The following is a 22,475-nucleotide window of genomic DNA, read 5'->3' as shown; positions in this document are numbered from 1 at the left end:
GATGATCCGCTGCACGACTGATTACGTAGTTATCAGGGAAAAGAATAGAAGGCCGCTGTAGTTTTGTCCTCGTCCCCCTCCCCGATCATCGTGTGGTTCCGTCAGGATTTTCGCATCAAGGACAATCCGGCGCTAACGGCAGCAGCTGAAAGCGGAAACCCGGTTATCCCGGTCTACATTCTCGACAACAAGACACCGGGGCAATGGGCGCCGGGCGCGGCCTCGCGCTGGTGGTTGCACCACAGCCTCGCAAGCCTCGGCAAGGATCTTCGCAAGCTCGGTTCCCGCCTGATCCTTCTTCAAGGCAAAGCGCAGGAAAGCCTCGACGCCCTGATTGGCGAAACCGGGGCGGGCGGGGTCTACTGGAACCGTTGCTATGAACCGTTCGCGCTGAAGCGCGACAAAGCCATTAAGGCCGATCTCCGGGATCGCGATCTGGACGTTCGCTCGTTCAACGCCAATCTGCTCGCCGAACCTTGGACCGTGAAAAACAAGTCCGGCGATCCGTTCCGCGTCTTCTCCGCCTACTGGCGCACCGTTCGCGCTGATCTCGATCCGGGTCATCCTCTGCCGGCGCCGGAAGCGCTCGAAAGACCGTCTGATTGGCCAGCGTCTTTCAGCCTGGAGGATCTCGATCTCCTGCCCACCCAGCCGAACTGGGCGGACGGTTTTGAACCGGTCTGGACGCCCGGCGAGCAAGGCGCTTACGAACGCTTGATTGCGTTCTTTGACTGTGGCGCCAAGCATTACGACAGGGGCCGCGACCGGCCCGACAAGCCCTACACATCCGGGCTTTCACCGCATCTCCATCATGGCGAGATCAGCCCGCGCCAACTGTTCGCGGCAATCCAAGCAGTCCGCGAAGAAATCGGTAACAAGAACGCCGAGAAATTCTTGAGCGAAATCGGCTGGCGCGAATTTTCGTACAGTCTTCTCTATCACTTTCCCGGTTTTCCTGAAGACAACTACCAGGACAAGTTCGACGCTTTTCCCTGGCAGAACAGTGCAAATGCAATGCGTGCCTGGCAGCGCGGACAGACCGGTTATCCCATTGTCGACGCAGGCATGCGAGAGCTCTGGTCGACAGGCTGGATGCACAACCGGGTGCGTATGATCACCGCCTCCTTCCTGATCAAGCATTTGATGATCGACTGGCGCGAAGGCGAGAAATGGTTCTGGGACACGCTGGTCGATGCCGATCTCGCCAACAATTCCGCTGGCTGGCAGTGGGTCGCCGGCTCCGGCGCCGATGCCTCGCCCTATTTCCGGATCTTCAATCCGATCACCCAGGGCGAGAAATTCGATCCGGACGGCGTCTATGTCCGCAAATGGGTGCCGGAAATCGCCGATTTGCCAGACAAATATCTGAACCGGCCCTGGGAAGCTGACAGCGAAACGCTGACCAAGGCCGGAATCACGCTCGGCGAGACCTATCCCGAGCCCATCGTCGATCACAGTGCGGCACGCGAACGCGCCCTCGCCGCTTTTCAGGACCTGAAGGACGCCGCATGAATCCCATCATCACGCCCGATTTCGTGCAGCGAAAAAAAATCGCCATCGTCGGCGCCGGCATTTCAGGCCTCGCCGCAGCCTGGGCGCTGCGCAATGTCCATGACGTGACGCTGTTTGAGAAACGCGACCGGCTTGGCGGTCACGCCAATACGGTCGACATTGACTATGACGGCACGCCGATTGCGGTTGACACCGGTTTCATCGTTTTCAATCCGCTGAACTACCCGAACATGGTCAAGCTGTTCGATGCGCTCGGTGTCGAAAGCTTCCAGTCGGACATGAGTTTCGGTTTCGCGCTCGACGGCGATATCGAGTGGTCGTCCAACGGATTGACGGGCTTGTTCGCCCAGAAACGAAATGCGCTCCGGCCGTCCTATCTGGCCATGCTTCGTGACGTGTTGCGCTTTAACCGCGAAGCCCAGAAAGATCTGGACAAGGGCCGGCTGCGTGGAAATGCACTGGGCAATTATCTCGAACAGAAGGGCTATGGGCCGCGCTTCATCCACAATTACCTCCTCCCCATGGGCGCCGCAATCTGGTCGGCCAGCGAAGAGGAGATGCGAGCCTATCCCGCCGACGCTTTCGTCCGGTTCTTCCAGAACCATCGCCTGATGCACATGGCCCGCCCGCAATGGCGAACCGTGAAGGGTGGCAGCCGCGAATATGTCCGAAAGATCGCCACCGACCTCGAGGGCAAAGTCGCCCTCGGTGAACCGGCGAGTTCGATCTGGCGGACGGCAACGGGTGTCGGAATCGAAACCCAAAGCGGCAAGGTTCAGGAATTCGACGAGGTGATTCTGGCGTGCCATTCCGACCAAGCTCGCAACCTCCTCACCGATATGGATCCGGACGAAGCCGATCTTTTGGGCGCCATCCGCTACTCGGCGAACCGCGCGGTTCTGCATCGCGATAAGAGTCTGGTTCCCCGCCGCCCCGGCGCCCGCGCCGCGTGGAATTATGGCCGCGACAGTGCCAACGGCCCGGCCAGTGTCACCTATGACATGAACCGGTTGCAGGGCATTGATGCGGACAAGCCACTCTTTGTGACGCTCAACCCGCACCGCGAACCGGATCCGGATCTCGTCTTCGGCGACTTCCAGTACGATCATCCGCAATTTACGACCGCCGCCCTCGCCGCGCAGCGCATCTTCAATCAGGTCCAGGGCGTACGCCGCACCTGGTTTGCCGGGGCCTGGCTTGGATATGGTTTTCACGAAGACGGTCTGCGCTCGGGCTTGCGCGTCGCACTCCGCCTCGGCGGGCAGATCCCTTGGGCCTTTGCTGACGGCGACATCACGGGCGGGCGTTGGGGCGAACGGCCGGCCCCCGCTATTCCGGCGATCGCGGCCGCGGAATGACATCACCGCTTTCAATATGGCGCGGCGCGACACGGCATCAGCGGCTGAAACCTTTTCGGCACGGATTCCGATATCCGGTGGCGATGATCGAGATCGATTTGGGCCAGCTGGACGCCGCCGATTCCAGATCGCGCTGGTTCAACGTCAACCGGCCAGGCCTATTCAGCTTCAACGAACGCGATTTTGGCGCACGAACGGAAACCGGCCTGCTTGGATGGGCGAAAGAGCGATTTGCAGAGGCCGGCATCACGGATGTTGACCGCATTACACTGGTCTGCCAGCCGCGCATTCTGGGTTATCAGTTCAACCCGATCGCCTTGCATTTCGGCTATGATAAGGGTGGCCGACTGATCGGACTCGTTTACGAGGTCCACAACACGTTCGGCGACACGCATGCCTATGTGGCGCCCTTGCCGGAATCGGGCGTGTCGCGCCATGTCGCAGACAAGACACTGCATGTCTCACCTTTTTTCGACGTTGCGGGCCAGTACTCCTTCACCCTATCGCCTCCAGATGATCGCTTGGCGCTGTCCATCCGCAAGCGCGGAGAAGCCGGCGAAGACTTCCGGGCATCGATGGCGCTAAAGCGGTATCGCGCCACAAGCGGGGCTTTTCTGAGCTGGTTCACCCGGTTTCCAATGTCGACGCTGTTCACGATTGCCGCCATCCATTTCGAGGCGCTCCGGCTCCTCATTAAGGGCGCGCGCTATCACAAACGTCCCGAACCCCCCGCCCGTCCCGCCACGCAGGTTCTGGAATCCCGCTCTCAAAGCCAGTAAGGTAATTTCATGACAATGACCGCCGAGACGACGGCCCCGCTTGCAACGCCGGCGACCATCCGGGCGCTGCAACACATTCCGCTGGGCATGCGCAGCGCGTTGAAAGTCATGCTCAAACTGCCTGGGGGGCAGCTCACAGTGACATTCCCCGACGGTGAAAAGCTTCGCTTCCAGGGCGAAAACGACGGGCCAGCAGCCGAGCTTGTCATTCATGATTTCCGCTTCGTGCGCCGCGCCATCGCGGGCGGCGATGTAGGCCTTGGCGAGGGCTATATGGCAGGCGAATGGACGACCCCTGACCTGACAGCGCTCCTGATGTATTTCGCGGTCAATCTGGACAACCAGCCTGGCATTGTCGCCGGCGGACCGCTGACCCGCTTCGTTCACTGGCTATACCACCAGTTTCGGGCCAACACCAAAGCGCAGGCCAAACGAAACATCGAGGCGCATTACGATCTCGGGAATGATTTTTACGAAATATGGCTCGACCCCTCGATGACCTACTCTTCGGCGCGCTTCGCCAAGGCCGGGCAATCGCTAGAGGATGCCCAGCACGAGAAATATCGCGCGCTCGCCGATTCGATCGGCCTCGCCGAAGGCGATCATGTTCTGGAGATCGGCTGTGGCTGGGGCGGTTTCGCGGAATTTGCAGCGCGCGATCGCGGCGCGCGCGTTACCTGTCTGACCCTGTCGAAGGAGCAGATGGCATTCGCGCAAAAGCGCATGGAACGTCTTCAGCTCAGCGACAAGGTCGATATCAAACTGCAGGATTATCGCGACGAAACCGGCACTTACGACAAGGTCGCCTCGATCGAGATGTTCGAGGCGGTTGGCCAGGAATACTGGCCCTCCTTCTTCGGCAAGGTCCATGATTGCCTCAAACCGGGCGGGCGCGCCGGATTGCAGATCATCTCGATCCGCGACGACCTGTTTGAAACCTATTCCCGGCGGGCCGATTTTATCCAGCGCTATATATTCCCTGGCGGCGTGCTGCCGAGCCTCGAAAAGCTGAAAGACGAATTTGCGCGCGCCAGTCTCTCGTTGGAGAAAATTGAAGCCTTCGCAACCGATTATGCCGACACGCTGGCCGAGTGGATGAAACGCTTCACCGCGGCGTGGGCCGACATCAAGCCGCTCGGCTTCGACGAGCGTTTCCGGCGCATGTGGGAGTTCTACCTGGCCTATTGCGAAGCCGGCTTCCGCACGGGCCGGATCGACGTCGCGCAATACACGCTGGCGCGCTAAGCAATCCCGATCTCCCGGAAGAAGCGTTCGCTGTCGGATTTCACCGCCTTGCGCTTCTCGTCATCCATCTTTTCAAGATTGCGATAAGGCATGTTAAGGCGCGGATTGCCCTTCAACTTGTCTTCATTTTCAATGAGAAAATTCCAGTATAGGTAGTTGAACGGACATGCTTTTTCGCCGTACTTCTTTGAGACCGAATAGAAGCAGCCGGAGCAATAATCAGACATCCGGTTGATATAGGCGCCGCTCGCCGCATAAGGCTTGGTCGCCATCACCCCGCCATCGGCGAACAGCGCCATGCCGTGCGTGTTCGGCAATTCTACCCATTCATAGGCATCGGCATAAACGAGCAGATACCATTCCTCGACCTGTTTCGGTGAAATTCCCGCCAGAAGCGCGAAATTACCGGTGATCATCAGCCGCTGGATGTGATGCGCATAGGCGTGTTTCTGTGTCGTCAGAACCGCATCGCGGACGCAGGCCATCTTCGTCTCGCCGGTCCAGTAGAAATCCGGCAGATCGCGTTTGGCATCCAGGAAATTGCTCTTGGCATAATCGGGCATCTTCAGCCAATAGAGACCCCGCACGAATTCGCGCCAGCCGAGGATCTGGCGTATGAAGCCTTCGACCGCATTGATCGGCGCCCGGCCCTCGCGATATTCAGCCTCTGCCGCCTCGCAAACGGTTCGCGGATCCAGAAGACCGCAATTCATGTACATCGACAGGACGGAATGGAAAAGGAAGGCCTCGCCTTCGGCCATGGCGTCTTGATAGTCGCCGAAGCAGGGCAGGCAGATGTCGAGAAATTTTTTCAGATCGTCCTCAGCATGCGCGCGAGTCACCGCATAGCGCAAGGGTTCCGCTTCACCGAAATGCTCACCGAAGCGATCTTCGACCAGCGCGATCACTTCCTGCGTGATGCCATCGGAGGGATGCACGGGGCGGACGGGCAAATCGATACCGGACGGCAGCTTCTTGCGGTTGTCCCGGTCGAAATTCCATTCCCCGCCAGCCGGGTCGTCGCCATCCATGAGGAGCCCGGCCTCCCGGCGCATCTCGCGATAGAAATACTCCATCGTCAGCCGCTTGCGGCCATCCGTCCAATCCGCGAAGCGGTCCAGCGGGCAGAGGAATCGGTCATCGTCGCGAATATCGACCGGCAGATCGAAGCGTTCCGACCATTTGGTCATTTCGTCATGCAAGCGGTATTCGCCGCAATGTGTAACCACCAGCCGTTCGAAAGAGCCGCATTCCTTCAGCGTGCGCTCGACTTCGCCGCCTAACGAGCCGCTATTGTCGGCATCGTCCAGCCTAACATAGCGAACCTCATGCCCGCCTTCCCGCAGTTCCTCGGCGAAGTGGCGCATCGCCGAGAACAGGAAAACAAGCTTTTTCTTGTGATGCTTGACGTAGGTCGCTTCCTCGGCGACTTCCGCCAACAGGACCAGATCGCCTTCGCGATAATCCTGGAGTGCAGAGAGGCCGGGCGTCAGCTGATCGCCCAGAACCAGCCGCAGTGCCCGCTGCTTTTTGGTCAAATGTTGCGCCGGATGTAGGTGACGTCCTGGCCGCGCGCGGAGAAGGAGCAGCGCAACCACTCGTCGTCGGGGCCATACCAGAGATCGAGCGTGAGCGAGCCTTCCACGCGGATCCGGCGGGCCTCGATTTCGCGGCTACCGATTGTGAGGGTCTCCATCCCCAAATCACTGATCGTAACCGGCATTTCTTCACCGGTTTCAGTGTTGAGGATCACATCGGTTCCCGCCTCATAGCCCTGCCAGTGACTGGACAGGATGAGGCTCGCAGAGTGCCTGATGTCGAGCGGATTGCCATCGACATCGGTTCCACGGCCCGTGATTTGGTCGCCCGAGCGCTCGAGATTGACGACAAGACGTTCACCATCTTTCAGCGTTTCAGCCTCAAAACTCTGAAGCACGCCATTCTCGTAGACTTCCGTCGCATCGTGTTGGTATCGGAAAACCGTTATCGGACCGAAGCGGACCCGCAGATCGACGTCGCTCGTCACGCGCAGCCGCTCACCGGACGTGTCGAATTGCAGGATATGGCTGCCAAAGCGGCTGTCGCCGCGATACACATCAAATTCGATCCGGCCTTCGTTCGGAACAGCGTCGCGATTGGCTGCAAAGGCCGCATCCATGAGCAGTAGAAAGGCCAGCACGGAGAAGAGCGGTTTGGTCATGTTATGAGCCTAGCTGCAACGGACATCAGCGGATTGCGGAATTTATATCCACCCAAGGAAACGGCAAAGCAGATGCATGGTTCCCCGGGCAAGCCGACGGGCCGGTGCTCGATACCAGCCTCACCATAGCACACATCGCCGCGATGATAGCTGCCGGCATCGTCTCGGAAGCCGCCCGCCAGGACCAGCGTCAGTTCCTCGCCCCCGTGATCGTGATGCGGGATGCTGGAACCGGGCTGGATATTCAGGAGCCGAGCATCGACGCCAGGTTCCGACAAGCGGTTGATCTTCCGCCCCTGCACCCCACCGAGCCGGCTGCGCCATGGTGCTTTGCCCGCTTCGAAGCCGAATTGCGCCAGAGCTTGCGGATAGACGGGGTCGTTTCGTCTCGCGGCCGTCCAGGCGACATCGTTCTCGACGGGTTCGGGCACGGCTCCACGCCAAGACTCTTCTGTAAATACACTATGGCCAATCTGCTCAGCCATCTCGACTGTTTTCCGGATCTCGGGATTCAGCTCGGCTGCACAGCCAACCAGGACGCGAACCGCCATCGGGGCCGCGCCGCTAGCATGATCAAGAATCCATTCGTCTGGCAAGGTCGACGCCACGCTTCCAACTCCTTCAATCAATTGTCTATGTCTACGCAGATGCAGCAAAAGCGGATCACAGCTGGGTGTTTCGCCTTGCCTGGCTTCACCACCCTACCTAGCTTAGCAACACGGCTTTGGGAGGCGCTGGCGATGCGCACAGCAGCAAGCATCATCGACCTGATCGGAAATACGCCGCTATTGCGGCTCAATCGGGCTTCGGAGGAAACCGGCTGCGAAATCCTTGGTAAGGCAGAGTTTCTGAATCCCGGCGGATCGGTCAAAGACCGCGCCGCATTGGGAATTATCCGCGAAGCCGAACGCCGCGGCGATCTCAAACCCGGCGGTACCATCGTTGAGGGAACGGCCGGCAACACTGGCATTGGACTGGCCATGGTCGGCGCTGCACTCGGCTACAGGGTGGTGATCGTATTTCCCCGAACCCAGTCCAAGGAAAAGAAGGACGCGATCAGGCTGCACGGCGCCGAGCTGATCGAAGTCGATGCCGTGCCCTATGCCAACCCGGCGCACTATGCCCGCTATTCCGGAAGGCTTGCGGAGGAGCTGGCCGCCAGCGAACCGAATGGTGCGATCTGGGCCAACCAGTTCGACAATATCGACAATCGCAAGGCGCATTACGAAACCACGGCGCCCGAAATCTGGGACCAGCTCGACGGCAGGATCGATGGGTTTATCTGTGCAGTCGGCTCGGGCGGCACGCTGGGCGGCGTATCGATGGCGTTCAAGGAGCGCAATCCCGACATCCAGATCGGCCTCGCCGATCCGGGCGGCGCAGCGCTTTACGGATATTATGCCGAGGGCGAGCTGTGCGCCTCGGGCACCTCGATAACAGAGGGCATCGGCCAGAGCCGGATTACCGCCAACCTGGAAGATGTCACCGTCGATCACGCCTACCGCATTCCCGACGAAGAAGCCCTGCCCATCCTGTTCGGCCTAGTGGAAGAGGAAGGCTTGTGCCTGGGCGGATCGGCCGGCGTGAATATTGCCGGCGCTATCAGTCTTGCCAGAGAGCTCGGGCCGGGCCACACCATCGTAACCATTCTTTGTGATCACGGCGCCCGCTATCAAAGCAAGCTCTACAATCCTGATTTCTTGAAGGAAAAGGGTCTGCCGGTTCCGCGCTGGTTGTGATCAGCGGAAGGGCGGAGAATACAGCAATCCGCCCTCGGTCCATTGCGCATTGAGCCCGCGCCGAAGGCCAAGCTCCGAACCGGTTCCCAGATTGCGATCGAATATCTCGCCATAATGGCCAGTCGCCGAAATCATCGTCACGGCAAAATCGTCTTCAAGCCCGAGCCGGCTTCCGAAATTGTCGTTCGCCCCCAACATTCGCCGCACTTCGGAATTGCGGCTGGTTTCGGCAAGATCCGTAACATTCGTTGAAGTCGCGCCAAATTCTTCCGCCGCGATCAGCGTGAACAGTACCCATTGAGCGACATCGTGGAAATGAGCATCACCGGAGCGGATTACCGGCCCGAGCGGCTCTTTCGAAATGACGTCCGGCAACAGGATATGCGCTGAAGGATCGTCGAGACCGACCCGAAGCCCGGCGAGCGATGACAAATCGTTTGTGTAGACATCACAGCTATCGCTTTCATAGGCTTCAAGCCCGGCCTGCGCCGTTGGATACTCCAGGACTTCCACAGTCAGATTATTCGCCGCGATAAAGTCAGCGAGATTCAAAGCGGTCGTCGTGCTGCCCTGCACGCAGACTCGGGCGCCATTGATATCGCGCGCGCTGGCAATGCCGAGGTCGGCTGGCACCATGAATCCCTGCCCGTCATAATATGCGATGCCCGCGAAATCGAAGTCCTGGCCAACATCGCGCGCAAAGGTCCAACTGGTGTTCCGGATAAGAATGTCGATTTCGCCATCAGAGAGCGCGCGGAACCGGTCAGCCGTCGTGACCGGAATAAACCGCACATCGTCGGCGTCCCCCAGAATCGCCGCTGCGTATGCGCGGCACAAATCGGCGTCAAACCCGTTCCACTCGCCGTATTCATCCTGCTCGGCAAACCCGGTCAGACCGCCGTCCACGCCACATAGGAGTTCGCCGCGGGTTTCAATCGCCCGCAATGTCGAACCGGACTCTGCGACTTCGGAACTGTCGACAGCGATCCCCGCCAAACCGCCCAAAGTGACAACGACTGCCTCCCGCAGACGGCGTGGCGACAGAAGGGAGAGAGGCGACACCGGGTAAAAACTCCTGTTCAATAGCGGTAATAGCCATTGTTCTAACGGGGAATCCAATGAAGCGCGACACCCAATTAACACGCGCCGGGAGATCGCATCATGGCACGCGGACCGTGAACGCGCCGGTCGAGCGCGCCTCGACAGTACTCGCGGGACATGCCGAAGAACTCTACAACCGGCCGGACGGCGTACCGCTCTACGCGCGTTTCGGCATGCAGGCTCAGGCCGCGCTGAAAGCGGCGCTCTGTGAAATGCAGACGGCCGACTACTGCGCCCTCACACCTTCCGGTTTGTCGGCCATGTCGCTCGCGACCATCGCCTGCATCCAATCCGGTGGTCACGTATTGGCCGCTGATTGCCTGTATGGTCCGACCCGCATGTTTCTCGAAGACATGCTACCGCGATGGGGCGTCGCCATCGAATTCTTCGATCCACGCATTGGCGCGGACATCGGCCCGCTATTGCGTGCCGAGACACAACTGGTCTTCTGTGAATCTCCCGGTTCGCTGACCTTCGAAATTCAGGATGTCCCGGCCATCGCTGCCGCCGCAAAGAAAGTCGGCGCGAAAATCCTCGTCGATGATACATGGTCAGCCGGTCTGACCGCGAACATGCTGGATCTTGGTGCCGATTTCGCGGCGCAATCTCTGACCAAATATGTCGGCGGTCATTCGGATGTCATGATGGGGGCCGTTGTCTGCCGCTCTGCGGAAATCAAAAAGCTGAAACAAGCCGAATGGCGTCTTGGTCTTTGCGTCTCCCCCGACGATGCATTTCTGGTCTCGCGGGGATTGCGGACACTCGGTCTAAGAATGGACAAAAGCGCGGCATCCTCGCTCGATCTCGCGGCACGTCTCGCCGATCATCCGGACGTCAGCGAAATTTTGCACCCCGCAAGATCCGATCATCCGGACCATTACCTTTTCAAGCGGGATTACAGTGGTGCGGCAGGTGTGTTCGGCGCCCAGTTCGCGAACTGGGATACCGTTCGCGCCGAACGCTTTCTCGACGCGCTGAACATTTTCGGGCTCGGCTTTTCGTGGGGCGGTTTTGAAAGCTTCGCCGTGCATTGCAATCCGCAATTGCGGCGCAGCTATCGCGACGATCGGAAAGGCATTCTGATTCGCTTTGCTATCGGCCTGGAGGATGTCGAGGACCTGTGGTCCGATATCGAACAGGCCATCAGGTCCAGCGCCTGACTGGCGACCCCGGCAGGACTCGAACCTGCAACCGTCGGATTAGAAGTCCGGTGCTCTATCCAGTTGAGCTACGGGGCCATCGTGTCACAGGCCCGAAGCCTGAACGGACCTAGTGCGACCAGGGCTCTTTCCGGTCGGCCGAGAAGTTGGCCGCATAGAATTTTGGCTTGCGGACCGGTTCCGGTTTCTCAGTGACGCGGAACGGAATGCCATGCTTGTTGGCATAGGCGACGGCCTGATCCTTGTTTTCGAATTTCAGCTTGATCTGGCTTGTCGTGTCGCTCGACGATGTCCAGCCCATTAGCGGGTCCGGTCGTTTCGCCATGGCCGGTTCGAATTCAAGAACCCAGTCTTTCGTTTTCGCCTGACCGGACTGCATAGCTGTACGTGACGGGCGGTAGATCTTGGCAAACATGGTGCTCCAACGCCTCCAAAAATGGTCGGGGCGGCAAGATTCGAACTTGCGACCCCTCGGTCCCAAACCGAGTGCTCTACCAGACTGAGCCACGCCCCGACATGTCTATCCGCTACCTGTGCGGCGGTGTTTAGTGTTGCCGCGTCAGGCTGGCAAGCGCTTAGCCGCCATCGGCAGCGTCTTCGGCTGCATCCTGTCCTGTGTCCACGTTTTCCGAGCTGTCATCCGCGGCCGGGTCATCGGCCTCAATGTTGCCAAATATCTCGTGACGTACGGTGTCGCCCGGCGCAATACCGGCCTCCTGCGTCAAACCACCTCTGACTTCCAGCACGCCCAGCACCGGAAAGTCGGAAGCCATGGAACGCAACGACATGGGCTGTGCGTTGGCGACGATCTTCACGATATGGCCGTCTTCGGCGATGAAGATGATGTCCAGGGAAATGGGCGTGTTCCGCATCCAGATCGCGGTCGGTTGTACGACCTCGTAATCGAACAGCATCGCCTCATCGTCGGCCAGCGATTCGCGGAACATCAGGCCGCGTTGCCGTTCTTCATCCGAATCGGCAATCAACGCCGAAAAGCGGATATCGCCCTCATCGGTTTCAATGACGATCGCTTCAGGTTCGCCGAAATCGATCACCGTATCCGGATGCGCCGGATCGCCAATCGGCGCCGGCGGCAATTGCGCTGCGGCCGCAGCCGAAAATAGCCCGGCAAGGGCCATGAGAAGAATGTGTTTCATGGCGCACAAGCTAGCGGTGCGGCGCGGCGTTCGCAATTACGGATAACTGCAATTTCAGGCGTACTGAGTCGGATAGACTTCCGCCGCGAGAACGCCTTTCGGCCCGTCGGTACATCGCGCCTGCATCGTCTCGCCGGGATGGACTTCGGCTATCCCTGCTTTGCGCAGTGTCGCTGCGTGAAGAAACACATCGCCTTCGACGCCATCGCAATCAAGAAACCCGTAACCCCGATCCGCGTCGAACCATTTCACGACCGCCGCACGGACATTCTCGCCAGGTTCTTTGCGAGGATGAAAACGGCGTGGACGCGGCGCTTCCGTGTCGCCCCCCTTGATGTCAAGAATTTCCACGGCCTGGCGGCCTTTTTCGCCGGCAATGGCCAAGCATTTAATACGCGCGCCTTCACTGGCCGACGATTTCCCGCACATCCGCAACCTGCTGGCGTGCAACAACACGTCCCCATGCCCATCGCTGGTTTCGATGAACCCGTAACCACGTGACGGATCAAACCACTTCACGCGGCCCTCGACGATTTGGGCCAGCGATTCTACCTTGGCTGCTTCCCCCGCCATTATACCCCTCGCACTCAACTCACAGGGGAATTAGTATAACAATTTCGTCATGGAAGGGAATTAATTCCGCAAAGCGGCCGAAAAGATTCGATCTCAAGCGATTAGTGTTTGTATTTCAGTCGATTGAGTCACCGCGGCAATAAATAAAGCGCGTTTTTTCCACCGCCTTGTTTGCAAATGCCTCTGAATTTCGCCGGAAAACTAACGCGATACCGTCATTACAGCGACACTTGTCGATCCGACCCGCAAACCTCCCGGTGTACTGAAATCCAGAAAGATGCGGTTTTCACCGGGCCGGTTCGCAAGTTCGCCTTGCCCACGGACAAACACCGCAAATGTCAGCTGCGCATGCTTACCGAAAAGGAAGGATCCGCTCGGGCTGCGCGCTGTCAGACACCTGCCAGTCTCGGGGTCAGTCCGGCAGAATTCCAGTGCTGCAATGGCCGCCCTGTTCGCTTGCGATCCTGCCCGCACGACCACATTCACCGTGCTGAGCGCGCCCAAATTGGTGGTCGCTACCGCGAAAGCCGCCGACCCACCGGCCGAGGGCAGTTCGACAACACCCGGCGTTTTGACGGTCGCCGCAACCGCGACAATATCGGCGATCTGCAAATTGGTGCTGATGAAATCAAACGTATTTACGCCCGGCTGGACGTCGCCCATTCGCCGGTTTTCGCAATCCGCGCTGATCACCAAGTCTCCTGCCGTCCAAGAGGAGGCGGACTGCAGCGTAAATAGAAAGGTCTGCAATCCTCCTGCAGGAATATCGACGGGCGTGTCAGCGCTGCCGGTCAATGCGTTCGTGGCCGGATCCGTGGTCTGATAGCTGAAAACGCCCGGCGCCGCGCCGTGCAAGACAAGGCGGCATTGACGGGCAGTATTACCGGCACTGGCCGGGTTGATGACCGACAGGAATGCCGTCGCCACCTCGCCGTTCCGGACCGCACGCGCAAGCGGAAGGATCGCGCTTCTGACACTTGGCGCCGCAGGGTGCCGAAAGAATTGGACATCGCGGCCGGCCAAGCTGAGCGATCTCGCATTGTCGGTGACGGGATCGGATGTCCGGCTGCCACAAGCCCGGCCCATGCAGTCCGGCAGCTCCGGATTCGAAAAACGTACAACGCGGGCTTCGTTTGGGGCGGTCGGCGGATTGTTACCCGCGCAGACGACATCCGATCCGAGGGAATCGTACGACATGATGGTCTTAAATTCGCAATCGGCCCGGAATCCGAACGAGTAATCGAACACGCCGATACGGCGCGCCGCGTCGATATTGTGGTCGGATCCCATCAGATGGCCGATCTCGTGCGCGAGGGTGAGTTCGGTGCATTCCGTTCCGGTGCCGCTCGCATCCAGCCCATCGCCGATCACCGCGAACGCGCGCGGACTTTCGCTGGCCGGATCAATCACACCGGCATTCTGGCCGTTAACGAAGGCCATGCCGCACCCCTGCTGGATGAGCCGGTACGCTCGGCGAACGAAAACGATGACATCGAGTGCCCGGTCATTCCGGATCGAAAACACGTCGGAAAGATCGCCGTCATTCTCGCAAGGCTCGCTAAGGATGCAGGTCCCCGTCGCGGTTTCAGATGTGCCGGAATCGCCAAAGCCGCCTCCGGCATACAGATCATCCAAGGTCTGCGGTGTCGTGACCTGGTCATTCCAGGCTGCCGGCACCTCGCCGATATATGCCAGCCGGGCGGTGAGACCGGTGTCGCTCTCGCGCAGGGCCTGATCGAACAGGTTGACCAGATATTGCAATCGCGTCGCCAAAGCCGGTCCGTAGTAATCACGGATCTCCTGACTGTAGATGATCCCGACATCGATGATGTCGTCGCCGGATTGCAACACTCCATCCCCACCAAGAACCCAATCTTGCCGCGTGGGGGGCTCAAATGGCAGGGAAGCCTCAATCCTGTCGTCATTAGCCGGCCCGACAAATTGGCTTGCCTCGCGGCGAATAATGACCGGCCCGCCGGGCGATTCGGGGCCGATGACCCAGCTTCCGTCGGTGGTAATAAGGCGGCCATAGAGGACGCCATTACCCTGCGTTAGCAGGATTTCTTCATACCTGTGCCCGCCCAGCCGCTCGCCGACCCAGAGCTGGCCGCCCTGCTGGTTGACATCGCGTCGGCGTTCCGTGAACCGATAGACCGCATCGCCAATGGCAATTGACAATGGTTCGTCCTCGGAAAGGCCGAGTGCCCGCGGATTCAGAACCAGCGAATCTCCGCTTGTCCCGGGGACAAGCAAATAGTCGTTTATCGCGAACGCGGCGCTGGCCAAACCATTCCAGCAAATGAAAAGAAGAATAAAAGGACTCAACCGGGTCATACATCACTCCTCCCACACGAGCACGGGCTGCGCCGGATCGAGTGGAATTGAATAAAGATGCCCAGTCTTGAACAGGATTGACGCGCCTTCGAAGCGACAGCAAGCCGTTCCGGATAAAATGACAAGGAATTAAGAAAAAGCCGATGGCAGGCCCTAGGGGAATCGAACCCCTCTTTCCAGGTTGAAAACCTGGCGTCCTAACCGATAGACGAAGGGCCCGCGCGATCGGAGGGCGTCATATATCGGCTTCGATGCGCCCACGCAAGCGTCACTCTGCAGGGTTTTTCATCTCGCTTCGGCGAGATCCTCGAGATGGAACTGGACTCGTCGATTCCCCCGCCATTCATCGAGCTTCAGCCGCCCGGCAGCATGCCAGAGCGTATCTGTCCGGCCCAACAAGGCTTGCCCGATGGGCTGATCCGCCTGCCGGAAAACAATGCCATTGACCCGTTGGCCAGACGTGTCACTCAACGTGAAGCGAACATGATCGCTACCGACACGTTCGGCGTATGTTACCCTGACCGAAGTGAGCACAAAACGGGGTTCGGGAAATCCCTGGCCAAACGGGGCCGCCGCATCCAGCGATTCGGCAAGTTCGATGGTTGCCCCGGCCGGTGTCAGGGCGGCATCCAGAATCAAAGCGCGCTCATCGTGTGACCGACCCCATTCGGGCTGCAAACGTTTGATGAGAAATTCCGTCAGCGCCGCGATTTTCGTCGTATCCACCGTAAGCCCGGCCGCCATCGGGTGTCCGCCGCCGGCCTGGAGCAGCCCGGCCGCCTTGGCTGCGGCAACGGCGCTGCCGAGATCAACACCGGCGACCGAACGCCCCGATCCCTTGCCGACACCGTTTTCCGTTCCGATCACGATACAGGGCCGGCCAAATCGCTCTTTCAGCCGCCCCGCGACAATCCCGATCACGCCGGGATGCCAGCCCTCGCCCTGCGCCACCATCAATGGCGCATCTGTACCGCCCGGCGCTTCCAGTTGCGCTTGAGCCGCATCCAGCACATCGCTTTCGATCTGCTTCCGCTCGGCATTCAGCGCATCGAGTTCTGCTGCGATCTGTGCGCATTCCGCCGGATCATCGCTTGTCAGCAGCCGCGCGCCGAGGTCCGCCTTGCCAACGCGCCCGCCGGCATTGATCCGGGGCCCAAGCACAAATCCGAGATGATAAGCCGACGGCGCACCGGTCAGCCCGCCGACCTCGGCCAGCGCTTTCATGCCCGCATGAGACCAACGGTGCATGACTTTGAGCCCTTGCGACACGATCGCCCGGTTGATGCCCTTTAATGCCACGACATCGCACAACGTGCCGAGCGCCGCGAGATCCGCGAGTCCGATCAGGTCGGGTTCGGCAAGCGCGTCAAACCGCCCGCGCCGACGCCCTTCCCGGTTCAGAGCGGCCAGCAGGACAAAGGTCACACCGGCAGCGGCCATGTGGCCGCAGCCGGACTCATCTCCCGGCCGGTTCGGATTGACGATGGCCAGCGCCGGCGGCAGATCCGCGCTCATCAGGTGATGGTCGATGACGATAACGTCGAGACCGAAACTATTCGCCGCAGCCAGCGGTTCATGCGCGCCAGCCCCGCAGTCTAGCGTAATGACGAGCTCGGCACCCTGTGCCTTCAGTGTCTCGAACGCCCCCGCGGACGGGCCGTAACCCTCCTCGATTCTGTCAGGCACATAAAGCAGCGCCGTTTTACCAAGCGCCCGCAGATAGCGGATGAGCTGCGCCGCCGATGTGGCGCCATCGACATCGTAATCCGCAAAAACCGCGATTGTGCGATCGGCTTCTATCGCATTCCAGATCTCTGACGCGGCCTTGTCCATGTCCGTAAAGGCGGACGGATCGGGAAAGAAGTGGCGCAGAGTCGGATTTAGCACGGCTTCCGCTTCGTCGGGCACCACACCGCGTGCCGCAAGCATCCGCGCGACGATGTCTGATGTTCCGGCTTTGCGGCTGATCGCCGCGATTTGGTCCGGGTCAAATTCACGCAGCCGCCAAGCGCGGCCCGATAGAGACTGATCGACGTGAAACCCCGCCGCCATCAGGCGCCGCTGACGGGCCGGCTGGTCCGGATCCGGCGCACGATCGAGCCTGACGACTGCATGATAAGCGTTTCCGTTTCGACATGGCCGTCCGACTTGCGTACGCCGTCGAGCAAGCTGCCATGCAGCGTCACGCCGGTAGCGACGAAAAGGCAATCGGAGGACGCCAACTCGGTCAAATCGTATTTGCGGTCGAGATCGGTAATGCCCGCCTTAGTGGCCCGGGCGCGCTCGTCATCATTGCGGAAGAACAGGCGCGCTTGCATTTGACCGCCGACACACCGCAATGCGGTCGCGGCCAGCACGCCTTCAGGCGCACCGCCCTGACCAATATAAAGATCGATGCCGGTCGCGGGATCGGTCGTGGCGATCACGCCGGCAACGTCACCATCGGGGATCATCATCACGCGGGCGCCGGTCGAACGAATATCAGCGACGATCTCGTCATGGCGCTCACGTTCCAGAACACATACAGAAATGTCTTCCGGCGAAACGCTCCGCGCTTTCGCAATTGCCGCAACATTCTCCGACGGCGAACGGTCCAGATCGATGACACCAGCCGGCAATCCGGGGCCCACGGCGATCTTGTCCATATAGGTGTCGGGGGCATGCAAAAGCCCGCCACGTGCCGCAAAGGACACCACGGCCAGTGCATTCGGCATGCCTTTAGCGGTCAGCGATGTGCCTTCCAGCGGATCGAGCGCGATATCGATCTCGGGGCCCTCGCCGGTGCCGACCTCCTCGCCGATATACAACATGGGCGCTTCATCGCGTTCACCCTCGCCGATCACGATCCGGCCCTTCATGGCCATCGCATTCAAGCCCGTGCGCAGCGCATCGACGGCAGCCTGATCGGCATCTTCCTTGCGGCCATATCCGATCAATGACGAAGCAGCGATCGCCGCGGCTTCGGCAGCAGCGACAGCATCCAGCGCGAGACGTTCAAGATCGCGGGCAATGGTCATTCAATCGGCTCCGGGCAATATCAGTCTATCGGATTCGGCGGTTCGGCGCGTTCCCGCGCATCCTGAGCGTAGGATTCGGTATCGGAGTTACTGTCGCGGGTGGCGCGTTCGGATTCGAGCAATTCTTCACGGGCTTCGAGCACCGCTTCGGCCGCCTCTTCAATTTCTTCGGCAGACCGTGCGGGGACCTTGTCGGGCACCTCGGGCGGCGCACCATCGGCGCTATAGCCTTCCGCGATCCGCTCATCGAACCAACGCTGTTCGTCGGGCTGGCTGCCTGACAATGCGGGCGTTGCGCACCCGGCCGCCAGAAGTGGCAGAATGAGAGTGATTTTTCGGATCAAACCCGGGCTCCGGAACTGGACGACGCAGCCGCTATCTATACGCTGTCCGGGAAGTCTGTCACCCGCCCGTGCACAGAACAGGGACACGTTTCATGGCCGAGAAAAAGAAACCTGCCGCTCGCAAGCCGCGCAAGAAGCCGGCTGCATCGAAAACCGCTGCGACAGAGAAACCGGCAGGACGGGAAACTGCAGGGCAGGCAGCGCCGACCGCTGCGGCCCCCGCATTCGATCCGGCCAGTATGAAAGCGCTCAATCCCGCCGATATCGAAGCGCTCGATCAGATGTCGCGGAACCTCATGCAGGCAGCGCTGAAGAGCCAGAAACTGATGTCGGATTCGATGCGCAAAGCGCTGGAAGGCAAAGTCGAGTTTCCCGACACGGGAGCGATCAACTCGACACCCGAACTGGGTGAGGTCTGGACCAAAATCGTCTCCGATCCGGAAAAACTGATGAACGCCCAAGCCGGCCTGATGCGGGGATATCTCGATCTGTGGACCAACACCACGAAGCGGTTTCTGTCCGGGAGCGCCGATACCGTGGTCGAGCCCGAGCCCGGCGACAAGCGCTGGCGGAGCGAGGATTGGAACGAGAACCCGATCTTCGATGCGATCAAGCAATCCTATCTTTTAAATCAGAAATTCCTGATGGGTTTGGTCCATGGCGTGGAAGGCGTCGATCCGGCGGTTAAGCGGAAAGTCGAATTCCTGACCAAGCAGATGGTCGATGCCATGGCTCCGACCAATTTCGCTCTGACCAATCCCGATGTCATCCGCGAGACCATGCAGTCGAAAGGCGAAAACCTCACCAAGGGACTTGCCAATCTGGCGCGCGACCTGGAAGCCGGCAGCGGACGCCTGGCGCTGACCCAGACCGACATGGAGGGATTCAAGGTCGGCGTCGATCTTGCCGCCACCAAGGGCAAGGTGGTTTTCCGTAACGAGATTTTCGAGCTCATCCAGTATTCGCCGATGACCGAAACGGTCAAAGCCCGCCCGCTGCTGATCGCGCCGCCTTGGATCAACAAATTCTACATCATGGACATGCGGGAAAAGAACTCGATGGTCCGCTGGCTGACCCAGCAGGGCTTCACGGTTTTCCTCATTTCATGGGTCAATCCCGGACCGGAACTTAAGGACAAGACCTTCCAGGATTATATCGAACAGGGTCTGTTCGTGGCCCTCGATGCGGTCAAGGAGACGACCGGCGAGGACAGCGTCAATTCCGTGGGATACTGCATTGGCGGCACCATGCTCGCTTCGGCACTCGCCTTGCTGGAAGCCCGCGGCGAAGCCGACCGCATTGCGTCCGCCACCTTCTTTGCCGCGCAGACCGATTTCGAATTGGCCGGCGATCTCCTCCTGTTCGTCGATGATGCCTGGTTCAAGGAGATCAACCGGCTGATGGAGGCCCAAGGGGGCGTTCTGGACGGCCGCACCATGTCGGACACGTTTAACCTGTTGCGGTCCAACGACCTCGTCTGGTCTTTCGTGGTCTCGAATTATCTGCTTGGACGCCAGCCGCAGGCCTTCGATCTTCTCTACTGGAATGCCGATCAAACCCGCATGCCGCAGACGCTGCATCTCTGGTATCTCGACAACATGTATCGCAAGAACCGCCTGTCGAAAGGCGAGATCGAAATGAGCGGGCATACGCTCGATCTCACCAAGGTGAAGACGCCGATCTTCATGCAGGCGAGCCGCGACGATCACATAGCGCCCTTCCCGTCCGTCTATCGCGGTGCCAAGCGGTTCGGCGGACCGGTCCGCTTCAAGCTCGCAGGATCCGGCCATATTGCCGGCGTCATCAACCATCCCGGCGCCAACAAATACCAGCACTGGGTTAATAACGAGCTGCCTGATACGGTCGAAGAGTGGCTTGAGGCTGCGGAAGAAGTCCCCGGCTCCTGGTGGGAAGAATGGCGCGACTGGCTTTACGATCGGTCCGGCGAAGACGTCCCGGCCCGTGATCCCGCGAAGGGCAAGCTCAAGCCGCTTGGCGATGCCCCGGGTGAGTACGTGCTGGTCCGCAGCTGATGCTGAGCCGACTGGTCTCGGCCATTCGACGCCGGTTTCAGCCGCGACAGGCGTGGGTTTTCGACGGTGTGCTCCATTACTCGGCCGGGGGACGCGAGTGGCGACTCCCTATCATCGATATTCATCGGATCGATGCCTATCCGGCGATCGAACCGCCTTCCAGCAAATTCGGAATTGTCTATTCAGGTTCAACCGGATCGATCACCACCGTGGAAGACATGGAGGGCTTCTTGCCGGTCTTTCGGGAGGTGTGCGACCGGCTCGGTCTGGAGGCCGACGATCTCGCCAACCAGATGGCACTGCGCCGCCACCGGAACCCGGTGTATCAGCGCCAGCCCACGGTTGCGGGATGACGAGCGGGCAAATTTTTGAATATTGATCTCAGTTACCGGACAGTTCATTCTTCGATGAATGAACACATGGGATGAATACCAGATCGCATTGGCCGTGCATGAAGGTGGCAGCCATGCCGCCGCCGCCAAGCTCCTGAAAGTCTCGCAGCCCACGATCAGCCGCGGTCTACGGTCGCTCGAAGAACGGCTGGGCGAGCCACTTTTTGAACGCCGGTCCGGCACCAATCGGCCAACCGGGACCGGCCAGCTGGTGATCCGCCATGCAATCCGCATGCGCGACGATGCCGCCGCGATCGAGCGGGCCAGTGCAGAGCTGGGCGACGAGATCGCCGGCGAGGTTGTCTTGACCTCGAGCGATGGTGTCGGCGGCGATTGGCTGCCGCACGTGCTGGCACCGCTGCGTGACCGCCATCCGCAGCTCGTCCTGCGAATCGATCTCGGCATGCACACCGCCAATCTGGCGGCCGGCGACGCCGATATTGCCCTGCGGTGGGGCGGGCCCGGCAAGCAACAGAGCCTGTTCTTCAAGCGCGCCGCGCAGGTCGGATGGGGGCTCTATGCCTCACCCGATTATCTCGACAGCCACAGCCGGCCCCGGCAGCCCGGCGACCTGATCGGGCATCAGCTCGTCGATTGGGGATATATCGATCCGATCGGCTGGCCGGAGGATGAAACCGGCGAACCGGTCCGCCCGCGGCAAGTTGCCGTCATCGCGAACTCCGCCACCAGCCACCTGCAGGCCATCAAATCGGGTTTCGGGATCGGGATGACCTCCCACCGGCTGGCGCGCCAGTCGGGCGACGCGCTTGAGCGGGTCCTTCCCGATCACGAAGCCACGCAGTCTCTGTTCCTGGTCGCGCATGAAGGTGTGAAGCGCAGCCGCCGGCATCGCCTCGTCTTCGATCACCTTGACGCCGCCTTCAAGCGCGACGCGGCGCATTTCCGGAAAGGCGATTTTTCCGTCTTCCGCTCATAAAAAAGGAGCCGGCGCGAAAGCCGGCTCCAGGAACTAACCTCGGCTCGCCCTATTGGGCCGCGGCCAAGGTCCGGGAAGACAAGAAAGACTGGTTGGCCGCCACGATGGCCGCATCGGGCTCAAGGTCATGCGCGATGGCCAAATGACGCTGCGCCTCCGCGACCTGGCCGGCCTGCAACAGCACCACGGCGTAATTGTTGTTCGCCTCCCAGCTGGCATTCAGCTCAAGCGCGGTTTCACACGCCGCAAGGGCCGCTTCGGCTTGTCCCTGCATGGCGCGTGCGGCGCACAGATTGGCCCATGCCGCAGACCGGCGTTGACGGGTCAGGCCGCGTTCCGTGGCCTGCAGCGCAATGGCCGCCGCTTGCCGGTAATCGCCGCGCTCGAATTTCCGCGCACTGAGCTGGATAATGCCCGTCGATGTGGTTTGCACCGCAAACTGCGGCTGTTGCGGAGATTGCGCATGCAGTATTGGCGACGCCAGCAGTGCAGCGCTAAGGGAGAGAAGTGTCACAATCGATTTCATTTTCGCCTCCTTGCGAACAATCGCAATCTAGAGACATACGAAATCGCATGTAATGACCTATATAGAAT

At 60.1% G+C, this 22,475-nt stretch carries 21 protein-coding genes and 3 tRNA genes; 9 read left to right on the top strand and 15 right to left on the bottom strand.

Going from position 1 to position 22,475, the window contains the following annotated elements:
* Positions 1-63: 63 nt before the first annotated feature.
* The 4 genes from ACO08C_RS00430 to ACO08C_RS00415 are packed head-to-tail and all read left to right on the top strand — an operon-like array spanning position 64 to position 4,894.
* Positions 64-1,512 (top strand): cryptochrome/photolyase family protein, encoded by a 1,449-nt coding sequence (locus ACO08C_RS00430; protein WP_421786543.1) that lies wholly within the window; start codon positions 64-66, stop codon positions 1,510-1,512.
* Positions 1,509-2,870: an NAD(P)/FAD-dependent oxidoreductase gene (locus ACO08C_RS00425; RefSeq protein ID WP_421786541.1), complete on the top strand. Its 1,362-nt coding sequence runs from the start codon at positions 1,509-1,511 to the stop codon at positions 2,868-2,870. The genes ACO08C_RS00430 and ACO08C_RS00425 overlap by 4 nt, the downstream gene beginning before the upstream one ends.
* Positions 2,867-3,649 carry a DUF1365 domain-containing protein gene (locus ACO08C_RS00420; RefSeq protein ID WP_421786540.1) on the top strand — a complete coding sequence of 261 codons (783 nt, stop codon included), beginning with the start codon at positions 2,867-2,869 and terminating at the stop codon, positions 3,647-3,649. Before ACO08C_RS00425 ends, ACO08C_RS00420 begins: the two co-directional genes overlap by 4 nt.
* Before the next feature lie 9 nt (positions 3,650-3,658).
* Positions 3,659-4,894 (top strand): class I SAM-dependent methyltransferase, encoded by a 1,236-nt coding sequence (locus ACO08C_RS00415; RefSeq protein ID WP_421786538.1) that lies wholly within the window; start codon positions 3,659-3,661, stop codon positions 4,892-4,894.
* Here the strand turns inward: ACO08C_RS00415 and ACO08C_RS00410 are convergent.
* From ACO08C_RS00410 to ACO08C_RS00400, 3 genes are read right to left on the bottom strand one after another with little or no spacing between them, the layout of a single operon-like run.
* Positions 4,891-6,432, bottom strand: a complete 1,542-nt coding sequence (locus ACO08C_RS00410) for a cryptochrome/photolyase family protein (protein ID WP_421786537.1) — start codon at positions 6,430-6,432, stop codon at positions 4,891-4,893. The two genes, ACO08C_RS00415 and ACO08C_RS00410, sit on opposite strands and share 4 nt — an antisense overlap.
* Complete coding sequence (locus tag ACO08C_RS00405; protein WP_421786535.1) at positions 6,429-7,094, bottom strand: DUF6134 family protein; 666 nt, start codon at positions 7,092-7,094, stop codon at positions 6,429-6,431. The genes ACO08C_RS00410 and ACO08C_RS00405 overlap by 4 nt, the downstream gene beginning before the upstream one ends.
* On the bottom strand, positions 7,091-7,702 hold the full coding sequence (locus tag ACO08C_RS00400; protein WP_421786534.1) for a cupin domain-containing protein: 612 nt from the start codon (positions 7,700-7,702) through the stop codon (positions 7,091-7,093). Before ACO08C_RS00400 ends, ACO08C_RS00405 begins: the two co-directional genes overlap by 4 nt.
* 132 nt (positions 7,703-7,834) lie before the next feature.
* On the opposite strand from ACO08C_RS00400, the gene ACO08C_RS00395 reads away from it, so the two are divergent.
* Complete coding sequence (locus ACO08C_RS00395; protein WP_421786533.1) at positions 7,835-8,833, top strand: cysteine synthase A; 999 nt, start codon at positions 7,835-7,837, stop codon at positions 8,831-8,833.
* Here the strand turns inward: ACO08C_RS00395 and ACO08C_RS00390 are convergent, their stop codons facing one another.
* On the bottom strand, positions 8,834-9,895 hold the full coding sequence (locus tag ACO08C_RS00390) for an amino acid ABC transporter substrate-binding protein (RefSeq protein WP_421786531.1): 1,062 nt from the start codon (positions 9,893-9,895) through the stop codon (positions 8,834-8,836).
* 56 nt (positions 9,896-9,951) lie between these two features.
* Between ACO08C_RS00390 and metC the strand changes: the two genes are divergently transcribed.
* Complete coding sequence (metC, locus tag ACO08C_RS00385; RefSeq protein ID WP_421786529.1) at positions 9,952-11,094, top strand: cystathionine beta-lyase; 1,143 nt, start codon at positions 9,952-9,954, stop codon at positions 11,092-11,094.
* A 1-nt stretch (position 11,095) separates the two neighbouring features.
* On the opposite strand, the gene ACO08C_RS00380 is transcribed toward metC, so the two are convergent.
* The 10 genes from ACO08C_RS00380 to ACO08C_RS00335 all read right to left on the bottom strand — a co-directional run bounded on the left by ACO08C_RS00380 (position 11,096) and on the right by ACO08C_RS00335 (position 18,519).
* Positions 11,096-11,172: transfer RNA gene (locus ACO08C_RS00380), tRNA-Arg, on the bottom strand.
* A gap of 31 nt (positions 11,173-11,203) precedes the next feature.
* Positions 11,204-11,509 carry an ETC complex I subunit gene (locus ACO08C_RS00375; RefSeq protein WP_421786527.1) on the bottom strand — a complete coding sequence of 102 codons (306 nt, stop codon included), beginning with the start codon at positions 11,507-11,509 and terminating at the stop codon, positions 11,204-11,206.
* A 22-nt stretch (positions 11,510-11,531) separates the two neighbouring features.
* Positions 11,532-11,608, bottom strand: a tRNA-Pro gene (locus ACO08C_RS00370).
* A gap of 61 nt (positions 11,609-11,669) precedes the next feature.
* On the bottom strand, positions 11,670-12,251 hold the full coding sequence (locus ACO08C_RS00365; RefSeq protein ID WP_421786525.1) for a DUF192 domain-containing protein: 582 nt from the start codon (positions 12,249-12,251) through the stop codon (positions 11,670-11,672).
* Between the two features lie 54 nt (positions 12,252-12,305).
* On the bottom strand, positions 12,306-12,824 hold the full coding sequence (locus ACO08C_RS00360; protein ID WP_421786523.1) for a cold shock domain-containing protein: 519 nt from the start codon (positions 12,822-12,824) through the stop codon (positions 12,306-12,308).
* 201 nt (positions 12,825-13,025) lie between these two features.
* Positions 13,026-15,002 (bottom strand): zinc-dependent metalloprotease family protein, encoded by a 1,977-nt coding sequence (locus tag ACO08C_RS00355; RefSeq protein WP_421786521.1) that lies wholly within the window; start codon positions 15,000-15,002, stop codon positions 13,026-13,028.
* A gap of 300 nt (positions 15,003-15,302) precedes the next feature.
* A tRNA-Glu gene (locus tag ACO08C_RS00350) sits at positions 15,303-15,377 on the bottom strand.
* A 66-nt stretch (positions 15,378-15,443) separates the two neighbouring features.
* Positions 15,444-17,210, bottom strand: a complete 1,767-nt coding sequence (recJ, locus tag ACO08C_RS00345) for a single-stranded-DNA-specific exonuclease RecJ (protein WP_421786519.1) — start codon at positions 17,208-17,210, stop codon at positions 15,444-15,446.
* Positions 17,210-18,175: a class II fructose-bisphosphatase gene (gene glpX / locus ACO08C_RS00340; protein ID WP_421786517.1), complete on the bottom strand. Its 966-nt coding sequence runs from the start codon at positions 18,173-18,175 to the stop codon at positions 17,210-17,212. Before glpX ends, recJ begins: the two co-directional genes overlap by 1 nt.
* A gap of 20 nt (positions 18,176-18,195) precedes the next feature.
* Entirely contained in the window at positions 18,196-18,519 is a 324-nt protein-coding gene (locus ACO08C_RS00335; protein WP_421786515.1) for a hypothetical protein, read from the bottom strand.
* 92 nt (positions 18,520-18,611) lie between these two features.
* On the opposite strand from ACO08C_RS00335, the gene phaC reads away from it, so the two are divergent.
* The 3 genes from phaC to ACO08C_RS00320 are packed head-to-tail and all read left to right on the top strand — an operon-like array spanning position 18,612 to position 21,881.
* The gene (gene phaC / locus ACO08C_RS00330; RefSeq protein WP_421786513.1) at positions 18,612-20,552 is read left to right on the top strand and encodes a class I poly(R)-hydroxyalkanoic acid synthase; all 1,941 of its coding nucleotides are present in this window, start codon (positions 18,612-18,614) and stop codon (positions 20,550-20,552) included.
* Entirely contained in the window at positions 20,552-20,905 is a 354-nt protein-coding gene (locus ACO08C_RS00325) for a hypothetical protein (RefSeq protein ID WP_421786511.1), read from the top strand. Before phaC ends, ACO08C_RS00325 begins: the two co-directional genes overlap by 1 nt.
* Before the next feature lie 58 nt (positions 20,906-20,963).
* Entirely contained in the window at positions 20,964-21,881 is a 918-nt protein-coding gene (locus tag ACO08C_RS00320; RefSeq protein WP_421786509.1) for a LysR family transcriptional regulator, read from the top strand.
* Positions 21,882-21,930: 49 nt separating this feature from the next.
* Here the strand turns inward: ACO08C_RS00320 and ACO08C_RS00315 are convergent, their stop codons facing one another.
* A complete protein-coding gene (locus ACO08C_RS00315) occupies positions 21,931-22,407 on the bottom strand; it encodes a hypothetical protein (protein ID WP_421786507.1) in 477 nt (158 codons plus the stop codon).
* Between the last annotated feature and the right edge of the window lie 68 nt (positions 22,408-22,475).

The sequence above is a fragment of the Hyphobacterium sp. genome (assembly GCF_965229905.1).
In the GTDB taxonomy this organism is placed as follows: Bacteria; Pseudomonadota; Alphaproteobacteria; order Caulobacterales; family Maricaulaceae; genus Hyphobacterium.
This window is presented reverse-complemented; position numbering and strand designations above follow the sequence as displayed.

Excerpts from the sequence above, each read along its gene's own strand:
- phaC (WP_421786513.1), top strand. The coding sequence starts at position 18,612 with ATGGCCGAGAAAAAGAAACCTGCCGCTCGCAAGCCGCGCAAGAAGCCG.
- ACO08C_RS00365 (WP_421786525.1), bottom strand. The coding sequence starts at position 12,251 with ATGAAACACATTCTTCTCATGGCCCTTGCCGGGCTATTTTCGGCTGCG.
- recJ (WP_421786519.1), bottom strand. The coding sequence starts at position 17,210 with ATGGCGGCGGGGTTTCACGTCGATCAGTCTCTATCGGGCCGCGCTTGG.
- ACO08C_RS00395 (WP_421786533.1), top strand. The coding sequence starts at position 7,835 with ATGCGCACAGCAGCAAGCATCATCGACCTGATCGGAAATACGCCGCTA.
- ACO08C_RS00315 (WP_421786507.1), bottom strand. The coding sequence starts at position 22,407 with ATGAAATCGATTGTGACACTTCTCTCCCTTAGCGCTGCACTGCTGGCG.
- ACO08C_RS00375 (WP_421786527.1), bottom strand. The coding sequence starts at position 11,509 with ATGTTTGCCAAGATCTACCGCCCGTCACGTACAGCTATGCAGTCCGGT.
- metC (WP_421786529.1), top strand. The coding sequence starts at position 9,952 with ATGAAGCGCGACACCCAATTAACACGCGCCGGGAGATCGCATCATGGC.
- ACO08C_RS00405 (WP_421786535.1), bottom strand. The coding sequence starts at position 7,094 with ATGACCAAACCGCTCTTCTCCGTGCTGGCCTTTCTACTGCTCATGGAT.
- ACO08C_RS00360 (WP_421786523.1), bottom strand. The coding sequence starts at position 12,824 with ATGGCGGGGGAAGCAGCCAAGGTAGAATCGCTGGCCCAAATCGTCGAG.
- ACO08C_RS00425 (WP_421786541.1), top strand. The coding sequence starts at position 1,509 with ATGAATCCCATCATCACGCCCGATTTCGTGCAGCGAAAAAAAATCGCC.
- glpX (WP_421786517.1), bottom strand. The coding sequence starts at position 18,175 with ATGACCATTGCCCGCGATCTTGAACGTCTCGCGCTGGATGCTGTCGCT.
- ACO08C_RS00415 (WP_421786538.1), top strand. The coding sequence starts at position 3,659 with ATGACAATGACCGCCGAGACGACGGCCCCGCTTGCAACGCCGGCGACC.
- ACO08C_RS00420 (WP_421786540.1), top strand. The coding sequence starts at position 2,867 with ATGACATCACCGCTTTCAATATGGCGCGGCGCGACACGGCATCAGCGG.
- ACO08C_RS00320 (WP_421786509.1), top strand. The coding sequence starts at position 20,964 with ATGAACACATGGGATGAATACCAGATCGCATTGGCCGTGCATGAAGGT.
- ACO08C_RS00325 (WP_421786511.1), top strand. The coding sequence starts at position 20,552 with ATGCTGAGCCGACTGGTCTCGGCCATTCGACGCCGGTTTCAGCCGCGA.